The organism is Collinsella aerofaciens ATCC 25986, assembly GCF_010509075.1.
GTDB lineage: Bacteria > Actinomycetota > Coriobacteriia > Coriobacteriales > Coriobacteriaceae > Collinsella > Collinsella aerofaciens.
In genome coordinates this window covers 1,078,689-1,092,330 of the sequence record NZ_CP048433.1, presented here as the reverse complement: position 1 = coordinate 1,092,330, position 13,642 = coordinate 1,078,689, and the positions used below count along the sequence as shown (strand labels likewise).

The 13,642-nt window shown below is 61.6% G+C and carries 11 protein-coding genes; 5 read left to right on the top strand and 6 right to left on the bottom strand.

Annotation, left to right across the window (positions count from 1 at the left end):
• Positions 1–93 precede the first annotated feature (93 nt).
• The 4 genes from GXM19_RS05015 to GXM19_RS05000 all read left to right on the top strand — a co-directional run bounded on the left by GXM19_RS05015 (position 94) and on the right by GXM19_RS05000 (position 6,567).
• On the top strand, positions 94–2,052 hold the full coding sequence (locus GXM19_RS05015) for a U32 family peptidase (protein WP_006235282.1): 1,959 nt from the start codon (positions 94–96) through the stop codon (positions 2,050–2,052).
• Between the two features lie 96 nt (positions 2,053–2,148).
• Positions 2,149–3,360, top strand: a complete 1,212-nt coding sequence (gene tyrS / locus GXM19_RS05010) for a tyrosine--tRNA ligase (protein WP_006235283.1) — start codon at positions 2,149–2,151, stop codon at positions 3,358–3,360.
• A 385-nt stretch (positions 3,361–3,745) separates the two neighbouring features.
• Positions 3,746–5,566 carry an adenine deaminase gene (locus tag GXM19_RS05005; protein WP_006235285.1) on the top strand — a complete coding sequence of 607 codons (1,821 nt, stop codon included), beginning with the start codon at positions 3,746–3,748 and terminating at the stop codon, positions 5,564–5,566.
• A 206-nt stretch (positions 5,567–5,772) separates the two neighbouring features.
• On the top strand, positions 5,773–6,567 hold the full coding sequence (locus GXM19_RS05000) for a Cof-type HAD-IIB family hydrolase (RefSeq protein ID WP_006235286.1): 795 nt from the start codon (positions 5,773–5,775) through the stop codon (positions 6,565–6,567).
• Between the two features lie 107 nt (positions 6,568–6,674).
• Here the strand turns inward: GXM19_RS05000 and GXM19_RS04995 are convergent, their stop codons facing one another.
• The 6 genes from GXM19_RS04995 to GXM19_RS04970 form a co-directional block, all read right to left on the bottom strand.
• Entirely contained in the window at positions 6,675–7,517 is an 843-nt protein-coding gene (locus GXM19_RS04995; protein ID WP_006235287.1) for a Cof-type HAD-IIB family hydrolase, read from the bottom strand.
• 87 nt (positions 7,518–7,604) lie between these two features.
• Positions 7,605–9,023, bottom strand: a complete 1,419-nt coding sequence (locus tag GXM19_RS04990; RefSeq protein WP_006235288.1) for a citrate synthase — start codon at positions 9,021–9,023, stop codon at positions 7,605–7,607.
• Between the two features lie 77 nt (positions 9,024–9,100).
• Entirely contained in the window at positions 9,101–9,388 is a 288-nt protein-coding gene (locus GXM19_RS04985; protein WP_006235289.1) for an ACT domain-containing protein, read from the bottom strand.
• Positions 9,389–9,784: 396 nt separating this feature from the next.
• Positions 9,785–10,492: a site-specific integrase gene (locus GXM19_RS04980; RefSeq protein WP_256637912.1), complete on the bottom strand. Its 708-nt coding sequence runs from the start codon at positions 10,490–10,492 to the stop codon at positions 9,785–9,787.
• Positions 10,493–10,510: 18 nt separating this feature from the next.
• On the bottom strand, positions 10,511–10,762 hold the full coding sequence (locus GXM19_RS04975) for a helix-turn-helix domain-containing protein (RefSeq protein WP_006235292.1): 252 nt from the start codon (positions 10,760–10,762) through the stop codon (positions 10,511–10,513).
• Positions 10,763–10,771: 9 nt separating this feature from the next.
• A complete protein-coding gene (locus GXM19_RS04970; RefSeq protein WP_006235293.1) occupies positions 10,772–11,284 on the bottom strand; it encodes a DUF2975 domain-containing protein in 513 nt (170 codons plus the stop codon).
• Positions 11,285–11,419: 135 nt separating this feature from the next.
• Here GXM19_RS04970 and GXM19_RS04965 point away from each other — a divergent pair, with 135 nt between their 5' ends.
• A complete protein-coding gene (locus GXM19_RS04965) occupies positions 11,420–13,642 on the top strand; it encodes a hypothetical protein (RefSeq protein ID WP_040359233.1) in 2,223 nt (740 codons plus the stop codon).

Here is a 13,642-nt window from a genome sequence, read left to right as displayed (position 1 = left end):
ACACGATAAACCAAACGGGGCGCGCGAGGCCTCGTGTATGCTGGAAGACGGCATTTTTCAGAGTGAATGCATACCTTGGTAAGGAGTTTGCCGATGGCGATTCGGGCGATGGGGCCGAGCGGACAATACGAGACTGGATTGGATGCTGCCGGTGCGGCGCTGCCCGAGCTGCTGGCGCCGGCGGGCGGGCTCGACCAGATGCTTGCGGCCATCGCCGCGGGTGCCGATGCCATCTACGCGGGGTTGGGCGGCTTTAACGCCCGCGTGAGCGCGCATGGCTTTACGGATGACGAGTTTGCGCGCGGCTGCGCCGTGGCGCATGCCCATGGCGTGCGCGTGTACGTGACGCTCAACGTGTTCGTGTTTGACGATGAGCTGTCCGATGCGGTGGCGCTGGGAGCTCATGCACTGGAGCTGGGCGCCGATGCTCTGATTGTGGCCGATGCCGGGTTGGCCTGCGCGCTGAGCGCGGCGATTCCCGGGGTCGAGATTCACCTGTCTACGCAGGCGGGCGTTCATAGCGAAGGCGCCGTGCGGCTTGCCGCCGATGAGCTGGGGGTCGAGCGTGTGACGACGGCGCGCGAGCTGACGGTCGACGAGATTGCGGCGCTATGTGCCACGGGCGTGCCCATCGAGGTATTCTGCCACGGTGCGATTTGCATCGGTTATTCGGGGGCGTGCGAGTTCTCGGCCCTGCGGCGTGGACGCTCGGCGATGCGCGGCGACTGCACGCAGCCGTGCCGTCTGGCGTACGACCTGGTGGACGAGGCGGGGCAGAGCGTTGTCGCCGTCGAGGGAGATCGCCTGCTGTGCCCGCGTGACTATCTGGGTATTGCGCATCTGCCCGAGCTTGTAGATGCCGGCGTGGCGTCGCTCAAGATCGAGGGGCGCATGAAGAACCCCGATTACGTACTCAACGTGGTGCGGGTGTGGCGCCGGGCACTCGATATGCTGCGCGACGGCGCGTGGGACCCCGATGTCGTGGAAGAGCTTGAACGCGAGCTGGGAAGGTCGTTTAACCGTGGGTTTACCGATGCGTACCTGCGAGGGCGTTCGGGTGCCGAGCTGATGAGCTTTGAGCGCGCAATTAACCAGGGCGTGCGCGTGGGGCGTTTGGTCGCTGTGGGCCACGAAGAGGTGACCGTTGAGCTCGACGCCGCCGTGGCGGCGGGTGACACGCTCGAGATTCGGTTCTATCCGGGTGTCGACGCGCGTCCCGATGTGCCCAAGCGCTGGCCGCAGGTGCCCTGCCCGGTGGATGCCGCAGCGGGGAAGCGCGTCGTCGTGCATTGCAAGCGTAAGGTGGACGCGGGCTGCGAGGTGTACCTGATTCGCAGCGCCGGCGTGTTGGATCAGACGGCGGCGGTGTTGGAGCGCATGCGGGCCGAGGCGGATGCGATTGCGCCCGTTGCGCGTGCCGTTGAAGTGCTGCCCTTTGAGGGCGTTGCGGTGGATGGCGGTGCATCGACGGAGTTGGTGGAGTGCGCGGTTCCCACTCGCATGGTTTTTGCTTGGCAGCTGATGGATGCCGACCCGTGCGGAGAACTCGATTTGTCCGACGCCGTTGTGGTGCTTGACGAGGTGTGCCGCGCGAGTGACGCTGACTGGACCCGCTCACTGATGCAGCGTGCCGGGCGCGTCGTCTGCCGCAACCTGGGGCAGGTGGCGATCGCTCGCGAGCTGGGCGTGACGTTTGACGTGGCGGCGCCGGTGTTCTGCGCGAATCGGGCCACGCTTACCTGGCTGCGCGGACTCGGTGCGGGGCGGGTGTACTTGCCGGCCGAGTTGCTCGGCAATGATGCGGAGCGTATTGCCGAACTGGCCGCTGAACCCGGCGTCTTGGGTCCGGTCGACGCCGACCGTCCCGAGCTTATGGTGTGCGAGCACTGCCTGCTGACCGCCGAGGGCGTCTGCGCTACGGATGCGACGGGGCAGGTTCATTGTCGTGACTGCCCGTGCCGTCAGCAAACGCGCTATTTAGTTGAACGTGACGGTACGCGTCTGCCGGTCGCCGTTGACGCGTGCGGCAGGACGAGGATTTTCCTGTCGTAGGTGCCGTGTCGCGTCAGTTTGTTATCATAAGAGAGTTTATGGACTTCCAGCACCGCCGTTTTCGGCGAGGGTGCTATAGCAAAAGGAGGATACCCAATGCTGTCTGTTGACGAGCAAATGCGTATCATCACCTCGGGCGCCGCGCAGATCGTTCCCGAGGCCGACCTTCGCAAGAAGCTTGAGAAGGGCGAGCCCCTCAACATCAAGCTCGGCGTCGACCCCACCAGCCCCGACCTGCACCTGGGCCATGCCGTGCCGCTGCGCAAGATGCGTCAGTTCCAGGACCTGGGCCACAACGTCACCCTCATCATCGGCAACGGCACCGCGTTGATCGGCGACCCCTCGGGCAAGAACTCCACCCGTCCGCAGCTTTCGCAGGAGCAGATCGAGGCCAACGCCGAGACCTACGTGAGCCAGGCCATGAAGATCCTGGATCCCGAGAAGACCACCATCGTGCACAACGGTGACTGGATCCTTTCGATGGACCTGGCCGGTCTGCTGCAGGTGTGTTCCAAGTTCACCGTCGCCCGCATCCTTGAGCGCGACGACTTTACCAAGCGCTACCAGTCTCAGACGCCGATCGCCCTGCATGAGTTCCTGTATCCCGTGATGCAGGCTTTCGACTCCGTGCAGATCAAGGCCGACGTCGAGATGGGCGGCACCGATCAGCTCTTCAACCTGCTCGCTGGCCGTGAGCTCATGGAGAAGATGGGCATGGAGCCCCAGATCGCGCTCACCATGCCGCTGCTCGAGGGTACCGACGGCGTGCGCAAGATGTCCAAGTCCTATGGCAACTACATCGGCCTGACCGACGCGCCCAAGGATATGTTCGGCAAGACCATGTCCATCCCCGACGAGATGATCGGCAAGTACTACCGCCTGGCGAGCTCGCTCACCCCGGCCGAGGTCGACAAGATCGACGCTGCCCTGGCCGACGGTTCCGCCGATCCCTACGAGCTCAAGCGCGCTCTGGGTCGCGACCTGTGCGACACCTACCACGGCGCCGGTGCCGGCGACGAGGCTCAGGCCGAGTTCGACCGCGTGTTCAAGGAGGGCCAGCTCGCCGACTTCCCCGAGAAGCACGTTGAGCTGACCGTCAACGACGAGGGCCAGATCTACCTCGCTGGCCTGCTCAAGGACCTGGGTCTTTCGGCGAGCGCCGGCCAGGCTCGTCGCGATATCGACGGCGGCGGCGTCAAGATCAACGGCAAGGCCGTGGCTCCCAAGAGCTACAACATCGACCCCAGCGCCCTCAAGCTGGGCGACACCCTCTCCGTGGGCAAGCGCAAGGGCTTTAAGTTGATTTAGTTCCACCGTTCTAACGAACGGCGGACCGGCCGACGCTGCGCGGGCCGCATTTGGACAATCTGACGTTCAACTTCAAGGGCGCGACCAGAAGGTCAGCGCCCTTTCGTTTCACGTCACCTTGTCTCAAATGCGGCCCGCTCGCTGTCGTTGCCAAAACATCGACGCTTCCGTGGTTGGCACTTGGGGACGTTCCTTTTGTGCCGGCACTTTGGGACACTCCTTGTCATTGGTGCAAAGTAACCTGCCCCCATTGCGCTGAGCAGCGTGTGCCGTTAAGCGGAGAGGCGTATTGTTGACCCATCGTTTGGGCATACAATGGCTATTGGTTTGCTGCGGTGAAGGTCTGTCCGCTCCGCAGCTTTTTTCTACGGTTAAAGGAGTATGTATGTCCGTTGAGGTCATGAGGTCTGTGATCGAGGCCGCCGAGGGGCGCGTGCCCGTCGACACGCTGTTTACCAATGCGCAGATTGTCGACGTGTATGGCCAGCGTGTGGCGCCCGGTAGCGTTGCCGTCAAGGACGGTGTAATCGTCGGCGTGCTCTACGATGGTCGCGACGATGCCGCTGGCACCTACGAGGCAACTGAGGTCATCGACTGCCAGGGTCGCTATCTCGCTCCCGGTTTTATTGACGGGCATCTGCATATCGAGTCTTCGAACATCCGTCCCGCCGAGTATGCTCGCATGGCCGCGACGCGCGGTACTACCACTGCCATTGCCGACAGCCACGAGATTGCCAATGTTGCCGGTCTCGACGGCTTGCGCTTTATGATCGAGGATGGCCGCCGCGCACCCATCTCCATCAAGTACATGATGCCTTCGTGCGTGCCCGCGCTGCCCGACGAGCAGGCCGGTGCCGTTATTTCGGCTGCCGATATGCAGGCGTTTTTTGCCGAGCATCCAGGCGATGTCTTTGGTCTGGGCGAAATGATGAACCTGCCGGGCGTCTTTATGGCCGACCCCGAGACCTGCACTCGCATCGATGCTGCCAACCAGACGCCGTCCAAGCAGGTTGACGGCCACGCGCCGCTCGTTGCCGGTAAGGACCTCAATGCCTATGCCGCAGCGGGCATTATCGCCGACCACGAGTCGACGATTCCCGAGGAGGCACTCGACAAGCTGTCCCGCGGCATGTATGTGATGCTGCGTGAGGGCACGTGCAGCCACGACCTGGCCAATTTATCCCCGATGCTGCTGGAGAATCCTGCCCGCGCCCGCCGCTGCTGCTTTGCGACCGACGATCGCGCTCCCTCCGATGCTCTTTCGACCGGCATGATCGACAATGCCTGCCGCGTGGCTATCGAGGCCGGTATCGACCCCGTGGTCGCCATCTCTATGGCGTCCCTTTCCACGGCTGAGGCATTTGGCCTGGACCACGGCTGCCGCGACCCGCACGAGCTCCGCGGCGCGATCGCTCCGGGCAAGCGCGCCGACCTGCTGGTGCTCGATGACCTGACCTTTGCCACGGCCCCGCATCGCGTATATGCCGCCGGTGCTCTGGTGGCGCAGGATGGCACCTTTGTGGGCGAGATCGCACCCGAGACGGCCGAGGTCGCAGCGCTTGCCGATGAGCTGCGTGCTTCCGTTAAGCTGCCGAAGCTATCGCTCGACGTGTTCGACTATGCCTTTAAGCCGGGCGAGGCGGTTATCGATGTGATCCCGGGCATGGCTATCACGGGCATGGTCCGTCCCGAGAGCGCCGAGGACTTGCGTCGCATTATGCTTATCGAGCGCCATGGCCGCGGCGTGTCGCTGCAGGCCGAGGGCGCCGATGGCGACGGTCCCGCCGGCATGGGGCTCGTCGGCAAGCATATCGGTCGCGGCTGGGTGCGCGGTTTCACCATCACGGGCGGTGCCATTGCCTCCACGATCGGCCACGACTCGCACAACGTGTGCGTGGTGGGCGACAACGCTGCCGATATGATGACTGCCGTTGAGGCCGTGGGCCAGGGCGGCCACGTGCTGGTGCGCAACGGCGAGGTCGTGGCGCGCATTCCGCTGGCGCTCGGTGGCCTGATGAGCGAGGGCACGGCCGAGGACGTTGCCGCGCAGCACGATGACTTTATGGTCAAGGCGCGCGCCATGGGTATTGAGCCGCCGCTCGACCCCATCATGGGCATCATCTTCCTGCCCCTGCCGGTCATCCCGACGCTTCGCATCCGCCCCGAGGGCATGTTCGACGTTACAACCTTCACCTACGCCGACTAGTCATCGGGGACGTTCTTAAACGACTAGTCATTGGGGACGCTCTTTGGCGGGCTGCCTGACGCCGCGACCGTAGGGCCTCTGGCATGTGTGAGCTATTTGCCAGGTCCTTGTAACGTTTACGCCCGCGGAGTCTTATTTGAGCTCCCTTTGGGTACGTTGGAATCGGATACGCGTTCGATTCCAACAAGCCCGAAGGGAGCTTTTCTATGTTTAAACTGATTGCATCCGATATGGACGGCACACTGCTTGACGAAAACGGCCAGGTGCCTCCCGAGACCTACGAACTGATTCTGGCGCTACACGAGCATGGTGTGCATTTCGCTGCATCGTCAGGTCGTCGCTACGATCGCCTGTGCGAGTTCTTTGCGCCCGTTCGCGACAAGATGGACTTTGTCGCCGCTAACGGCGCCCAGGTCTACGCCGACGGTAAGATGGTAGACCGTGAGGTGTATTCCCACCTGGCGATTCGAAGGCTCGCCCAAGCCGTCAGGACGTTTCCCAATCTGCATCTTGCGCTCTTTGACCGAACCAAGTCCTTCCTGCTCGATGACGAGTGCAAGTTCGTGCGTGAGGTCGATAAGGACCTTCCCAATGCCGAGCGCATTTGGGAGCTGCCCGATCCCAGCGTAAATATCATCAAAGCGAGTATCTTTTGCGACGACAGTGCGGTTATGGACAGCGCGTACGTGCTACAGCGCGAACTTGGTCAGCTCTTTACTTTTGCACCTTCGGGCAACGCGTGGATCGATGCCATGCAGCCTGGTGTGTCGAAGGCCTCGGGTATCGCGCAGCTCGCGGAGCATTACGGCATTGGTCGCGACGAGGTCATGGCGTTTGGCGACTCGATGAACGACTACGAGATCATTCGCTTTGTCGGCACGGGCTGCGCGATGGAAAACGCGCGCCCCGCGCTTAAAGCGGTGGCCGATCGCGTGGTGGGTTGTAACCGCGACCACGCCGTCCAGCAGGAGCTCCGTCGCGTGCTGGAGAGTCTCTCCTAATCCGGCAGATGGGGACGTTCCTTTTCTGCCGACAGTGGGGGACAGTCCTTGCAGCTTTTTCGCGAAGACTGTCCCCAACGACTAGTCATTCAAGAACGCCCCAATGACTAGGCGAGGGCGGCCATGATGGTGCGGGCGACGCCGTCGTGGTCGTTGTCGAACTCGGTGATGGCGTCGGCGGCGTCGCGGCCCTCGGGCTCGGCGTTGATCATGGCCATGCCGTGGCCCGCTGCCTGCAGCATGGGAATGTCGTTGATGTTGTCGCCGAACGCCCAGGCGCCGGCGAAACGCTCGCCCAGATGCTCACATAGCCACGTGAGGGCCGTTCCCTTGGTGGCGCCCTCGCCCATGACCTCGATATTCATGGCGTACGAACGCGTGACCTCAATGCCTCCGAGCGTGTCGAGCTCCGCCGCGATGGCGTCGCGATCGGCCGGGTCGTGCCAGTACATGGCGATGCGTTCGAGCGTCTCGACCTCGTCGATCTTGCTGTCGATATCCATGTCGATCGGTGTTCGTGTGCGCTTGAGCGAAGCTGCGATGTGGGGGTCGCCGCCGCAGAACTCATCCAGGCGCGTGTAGAGCGAGCGGGGGAGGAAGCACTGCCCGTCCGCGAAGATATCGAAGGTCACATCGTGGCCGGCGGCGATGCGGCGGATGCGATGGGCAATGCCGCAATCGAGCGGTCGGCTCAAGATGCGCGTGGCGCGCGAGGCGTCGGTGGGCACATCGTCGTCGAGCTGCCAGACGCTGGCGCCATTGGCGCAGACGGCATAGTGCACGGCGGGATGGGCGAGGATGGGCTCAAAGATGCCCGACAGCGGACGTCCCGTGCAGGGCACAAATTCAATCCCGCGTCGAGCGAGCTCGTCGAGCATCGCCCAGGTGGCATCGCTCATCTGCTTATCGCTCGTCAACAGCGTTCCATCCATATCGGAAAACACAATCATTTGATGCAGCCCTTTCTGCTGGCATAAAAAGCGTGGCCGAGGGCGGTGATGCCCTGGCCACGCTCGGGTTCTATAACGGTCCGCGTCCTAGCGGTCGGCGAGCGGCTTGTATTCCAGCGGCTCGATCACCGGACGGTATGCCGGGCGGATGATGCGATGCGCGCAGAAGAGCTCTTCCATGCGGTGTGCCGACCAGCCGGCCATGCGGGCGACGGCGAAAAGCGGCGTAAAAAGCGTCTCGGGCACGCCGAGCATCTTGTAGATAAAGCCTGTGTACAGGTCGATGTTGGCGCAGATAGGCTTGGTCATGCCGTGGTCGCGCATCACCTGCGGTGCCAGGCGCTCGATGCGCTCGATGAGTGCGAACTCTTCGCCCAAGTCCTTCTTGGCTGCCAGTGAGCGCGCGTAACGGCGGCAGACCTCGGCGCGCGGGTCGCTGAGCGTATAGACGGCGTGGCCCATGCCGTAGATGAGGCCCGTGCCGTCGAAGGCCTGCTTGTCGAGGATCTTGCCCAGGTAGGCCGCGACCTCGTCCTCGTCCTCCCAGTTGGAGACATGCGCGCGGATGTCCTCGTGCATAGACACGACCTTGGCATTGGCGCCGCCGTGGCGCGGGCCCTTGAGCGAGCCGATAGCCGCGGCGTAGGCGGAATACGGGTCGGTGGCCGAAGACGACAGCACGCGGCAAGCGAAGGTGGAGTTGTTGCCGCCGCCGTGCTCGGCATGCAGCATGAGCATAACGTCGAGCAGCATCGCCTCATCGCGGGTGAACGCCATGCCGCCGCGCAGGACCTGTAGGATGGTCTCGGCGGTGGAGAGACCGGGCGTAGGGTGCGGCACGTGAACCTCGGAGCCGCGAAGCTTGGCGACCGAGGCCATGTGTGCGAAGGCGGCGATGCGCGGGAGACGTGCGAGCATGGAAATGGCGACGTCGATTTCGTGCTCAGGCGTGATCACGTCTGGTTCGGCATCGAAGGCGTAGAGCAGCAGTACGGCGCGCTGGAGCACGTTCATGATGCTCGACGACACCGTGGTCATAGGGAACTCTTTAACGTACTCGTCGCTCAGATGTCTAAAGGCGCCCAGGCGCTCGCAAAAGCCGTCGAGCTCTTCCTTGTTGGGCAGCGAGCCCGTGATAAGCAGATAGGCGACTTCTTCGTAGCCGTAGCGATTCTCGGCCTGGGCATTGTTGACCAGATCCTCGATGCTGTAGCCGCGAAGCGTGAGCTTGCCCTGATCGGGCACGACCTTTCCGTCGACCTTGTTGTAGCCGTGCACATCCGAGATACGAGTGAGGCCCGCGACCACGCCCGAGCCGTCGGCATTGCGCAGGCCGCGCTTGACATTGTGCTCTTCGAACAAGCCCTCGTCATAAGGGTCGGTCGGCAGGCCGTGGTAGAGGCTTTCGCTCTCAGACGAAATCTGGCGGCTTGCTTCGTAATCCAGAACCAGTCGGCTCAAGTGGTCATCGAAGCGGTAATAGATTTTCTTGGCGTCGTAGGCCATGCGCGCTCCTCTCCGGGCCGCATCGGGGTGGCTTGCATGGGCATGCGCGCGTCAGGCTATCCCCAGCGGCTTGTTCGCTACAGGCGGTACATAAAGTTAAAGACGTCCTCGCGCTGGATGGACACGTTGACGCCCGAAAGCTCGCCGGCCTCGGCCAGGGCCTTCTGCAGCTCGGCGAAGTCGAGCTTGGACTCGGCGGTATCGGCCAGCATGGTCATGGTGAAGATGTCCTCGATAATGGACTGCGTGATGTCGCGGATGTCGACGTTGGCCTCGCCCAGGACGCGGGTGACGCCGGCGACGATGCCGGGGCGGTTCTTGCCAAGGACGGTGATGACGATACGGGAGGACGAGATCTCGGCCATGGGAAACCCTTTCGCGTGATTGCGGCGCGCGCGGGGCGCTCCGCTACGGTACAGTGTTCATCATTGTACCTGTCTGGCGCAAAAAAGGCGCGCTCGCTGCGGCGTTACATGCCTGCAACATGAGCGTAAGGGGGAAGGCCGTACGGGGAAGAGCCGTCTGGCGCGTGTCCGGCTCGTGTTGGGTTGATTTCCGATCTCAGCCGAACACATTGAGCGGACAGGCCGTTCCCGCAGTCAGCCGAACGCCTCCGACGGCTGATTCCGAACTGGAAGCGGAGGGCATCCCCGCCCTTCGGTAGGGGATACCGCTCCGCGGCGCATGCCGCGGGCGGCGCCCCTATCGGACCACCGTGACCTCAGTTGGGATGGGCCCAGCACTGCCGCGTACTCGGTGAGCTAGAGCCAACTGTTCGTCTTCACGTCGCGTATGGCGATATTTCGGTCGTCCGGCTCGGTGATGCCGTAGCCGAACGCCTGGAGCGTCTCGATGGACTCCTGGATCCTCTGTTGGAACATGGGACCCGGATCGACCCTCGGCCCGAGGTGCCCGCGCCAAAGGCACGGCGTGGCGCGCAGCATGTTATGGATTTTGGAGATGGGCTTGATGTCGGCGTAGACGCTGAGCGTCGCCATGGCGTCCTTGTGGCCGAGGATCGATTGGAGCGCCTTGATATCGCCGCCTTGGCGGATCCACTGCGTTGCGAACGTGTGGCGAAGGCCGTGGAACGTGATCAGCTCGTCGTTGGTGCCCATGAGGCCGTTGGTCTCCGAGAACGTCTTGAACGCCCTGCGGATATAGCTTGTCGTCGCGAAGGTCGCGCCCGGCTCCGACAGGATGTAGCAGTCCCCGATCTCGACCGCCCCGGTAAGGCCGCGCAAGCGCAGCTTTCCGCAGTCGATCTCGTGGGTCTCCTTCAGGAAGGGGAGTAGGCCGACCGGGTCGATGGGGATACCCCTGGCGTCATGGGTCTTGGTGTCCTTGATGAACGAACCCATTCCCTTCGCGTACGCCACCGAGTGTCTGATCGAGATCAGGCCCGTCTCGAAATCCACATCGCACCACCGAAGGCCGCAGACCTCGCCGATTCGCATCCCCGTGTGCAGGGCGAGTACGACCGCCCTCTAATCCTCGGCGGACCAATCGAGTCCGAACTCCTTTCGGGCATCCTCTTCGCTCATGACTTCGAGAAGGTCTCCGGGTTGGCAACGAAGGGCGAGGCATAGCTGCTCGAGTGTGTTGAAGCGAATGCCGCGAATATGCCCTTTTTTAATACGGGACAGGTTCACGGGCGTGGTTCCAATCCTTTCGGCAAGTTCGTTCGAGGAAATCTTTCGCTCGGCCATGATCTTGTCGAGGCGAACAATTACGGGCATGGCGTTTCCTTACGCAATCTCGTCGGAGTCGAGGTACAGCTCTCGGGCGTACAAGAAGAGCTGGGAAAGCATGAACAGGACGATGCCGAGAACCAGAGAGGTCCAATCGAATGATGAAGCGATCTCTTGGGCGCCGACGGCCCCCTCGCCGCCAAACATCGAAACGGAGGTTTTGAGTGAGCCGGCGTAGAGGCTGGTGGCAGCTTGAACAACGAAGAGAATGCCGAGCACCTTCAAGCATGTCGCAGACCCTTTCTTGAAGGGGTCTCCGCTCTTGATCGTCCACACGAGAACGGCGCTGAGGATGGTCGTAGCGATACCGATGACGGCAGGGACCAATGTCGAGATCGCAAGGGCTGGATACGCGGGGGAGTCTGCAATTACAGGGTTGTCGAGCACTTCGATTGCTGGCTTTAAGGAGAACGCCACTTGTGCGATGGCGGTGGCGCAAAGGGTCGCAGAGGCTATCGCACATGCGATGCGGAAGGAATGAAGCCGGGGAGTGCGATTGTCGGAACTCATAATAACCTCCGAAGAATTTAAAAAACTCAGGTTACTTTTTAACAGTTTATGTTAAATTGACTTTGCCGGCAAGTAACAAGGGCCGAGCATTTTGTTCGGCCCCTCTGTTCCGACTGGATGAGGTTAAGGTTGGCGATGAATATGCTCAAAATCTCGAAGGCGATCTTTAGGTCGCTTCTCTCCTCCAGGTCGCTCTGTGTTGTCGTTGTTGCGTTGATGGTTCTTTGTGCTCTGCCCGTCTTCAGGAGCGCGGCTGGCATCGACGGACGGGTCGAATACCTCGAGTCGGGAATAACCCGTGTTGAGCAGGAATTGTCAGCATCCTATGCGGATGCGCTTGTGAATGCGGGGGAGGACGGTGTCTATACCTCTTCATCAAGCATGCCCGCGCTTCTGTACCCTCTTGCCGCGGGACGTCTTATCTTGGCACCGCTCTCTCCCCTACTTCCGTTTCTGCAGATGTCGGATGGAGAGTACACCTATTATGACGGATCGAAGGAGTACTTGCTATGGGTCGCAACGGCCGTTGCCGTCTCGTTCCTTGCCGCGCGTCTTAACAAACGTGAAAAGCTCATCATCCAGGCACCGATGGGCGAGCTGGGTAGACTTGTTGCATCGAGCGTATGGGCGAGTGTTTTTGCAATGCTTGCCGTCCTCGCCATCAATCTTCCAGGGATAATCGCCGCGCTTGTGAAGAATGGCCCGGGCTCGCCGTTCTATCCGATAGGCTACATTCAATATGCGACTCCGGTTATCAAACCGGCTTGGCTGGTGTTCGCGCAGACGGCCATCTTGCAATTCTTGGTGGCAGCGTTCATCTCGCTTGTCGTTCACCTTGCCGTGAAGATTGCCAATAACCCTACGCTTGGAATCGTGTTCGTATGTGCCCTGATGGGGGTGACGATGGTTCCCGGGTATTACGGAAGATCCATCGCTTTACGTGAGTTCGCCCTGTTGAATCCCCTTACGTATGCGAACACTGAGTTGACCGTCGGCGCCTATAGCCCGTACCCGACAACGCAGATAGTGAATCTGCCTGGACTTTGCTTCGAGCGTGGCGCGATTGCCCTCGTATGCGCAATCGGGATCGAGGTGCTGACAATTAGCCTGCTTTGCGTTGCTGGAAAGAGCGGCTGCGCGTGCCCGATATCCCCGATTTGTCTTGAGAGAGGTTCCTTCACTGCATCGAGAACGGCAACTCGTTCGAGCGCTTGTGCCTCCGCCGTTGCATACGTAAGAACGATGGGGAAACTGCTCCTGCGTTCTCCTACCCTCGCCGTATGCGCGATTGCAATGTCGACGACGATGCTGGCCCCGGCTCTGGTCGAGATGTTTCCTGACGCTGATAACGTTTCCGCTGTTCGGTATAGGGATGGGGAGCTCCGTTCAATAGATCGGTATCTAGAGCAGAACGCTGCGAATATGGACGTCGAGGGCAAAGCGGCCCTGGAAGACATGCGGGATGCTCTTTCGGGTTTCGTGTACGCGCCTATGCCTGCGGAGGGGTTTCGAAGCCTTGCGACGTACGAGCGCGCTCGAGGTGAGCTGGGCGCGGCAGATGCGACTCTCCTGCAATCGATCGGAATCGAGCCGGAGACTCCTTCTCGTGCGGAGGCGCGCGCCCTTCTGCTTGAGTCGATCGCGAGCTTGCCGGACCCCAAGGTTTACGAGTTAAGTACGAAGATGCCCCCATTAATCCTCCTTTCGTATCTCCAGGCAGCGCTTCCCTCCTTCTTTTTGCTGTTGCCCGTGGTTGTCACATCGCTCGCGTGCACCCACCTGCAGTGTCGTTCCCTTCTGGTTCTCCAGATCCCCGCAACAGCGCATGTGCGTTTTCTGACGGCTGTTGCGCTGGCTCTCCTGCTTGGCTTGGTGCTGCTTTTGGTGTCGATGGTTCCCGCTGTCGTTGTGTCCGTGATTAAGAACGGTGCGGGTGGATCGGAGTATCCCGTCGCTCTCATTCGGGCGGGAGCTTCGACAACGTCCATGGTGGGGGAGGCGGTGTTGTGCAGTATTCCGTTGCTGGTCATGGCATACGGCGTGATTTCCGTCGTCGCTGCGTTGACAGCAGCGATTAGCCGCAACCCCGTTGTCACCGGAATGGTTTGCGCGGTTCTCTTGGTGTTGGGTTCGTTGAGCGCTCATGTTGAAAGCGTGGGCATGGGCGTCGCGCTGCTGGCTCCATTCGCCTCGTTTGATCCCGCTTCCCAGGTGGGGACGATTGGGTTCCTTGGGCGAGGGACGAACGCGATGCCTTTTGGAGAGGTCGTCGGCGCATCGGGCGCTCTGCTGGTGGTCTTGGGCGCCGTATCTCCGTTGATGGTGCGCCTGAGTGTTCCAAAGATCGAAAGGGGATGA

Excerpts from the sequence above, each read along its gene's own strand:
- GXM19_RS04995 (WP_006235287.1), bottom strand. The coding sequence starts at position 7,517 with ATGATTGTGTTTTCCGATATGGATGGAACGCTGTTGACGAGCGATAAG.
- GXM19_RS05005 (WP_006235285.1), top strand. The coding sequence starts at position 3,746 with ATGTCCGTTGAGGTCATGAGGTCTGTGATCGAGGCCGCCGAGGGGCGC.
- GXM19_RS04985 (WP_006235289.1), bottom strand. The coding sequence starts at position 9,388 with ATGGCCGAGATCTCGTCCTCCCGTATCGTCATCACCGTCCTTGGCAAG.
- GXM19_RS05015 (WP_006235282.1), top strand. The coding sequence starts at position 94 with ATGGCGATTCGGGCGATGGGGCCGAGCGGACAATACGAGACTGGATTG.
- GXM19_RS04975 (WP_006235292.1), bottom strand. The coding sequence starts at position 10,762 with ATGCCCGTAATTGTTCGCCTCGACAAGATCATGGCCGAGCGAAAGATT.
- GXM19_RS05000 (WP_006235286.1), top strand. The coding sequence starts at position 5,773 with ATGTTTAAACTGATTGCATCCGATATGGACGGCACACTGCTTGACGAA.
- GXM19_RS04965 (WP_040359233.1), top strand. The coding sequence starts at position 11,420 with ATGAATATGCTCAAAATCTCGAAGGCGATCTTTAGGTCGCTTCTCTCC.
- tyrS (WP_006235283.1), top strand. The coding sequence starts at position 2,149 with ATGCTGTCTGTTGACGAGCAAATGCGTATCATCACCTCGGGCGCCGCG.
- GXM19_RS04970 (WP_006235293.1), bottom strand. The coding sequence starts at position 11,284 with ATGAGTTCCGACAATCGCACTCCCCGGCTTCATTCCTTCCGCATCGCA.
- GXM19_RS04990 (WP_006235288.1), bottom strand. The coding sequence starts at position 9,023 with ATGGCCTACGACGCCAAGAAAATCTATTACCGCTTCGATGACCACTTG.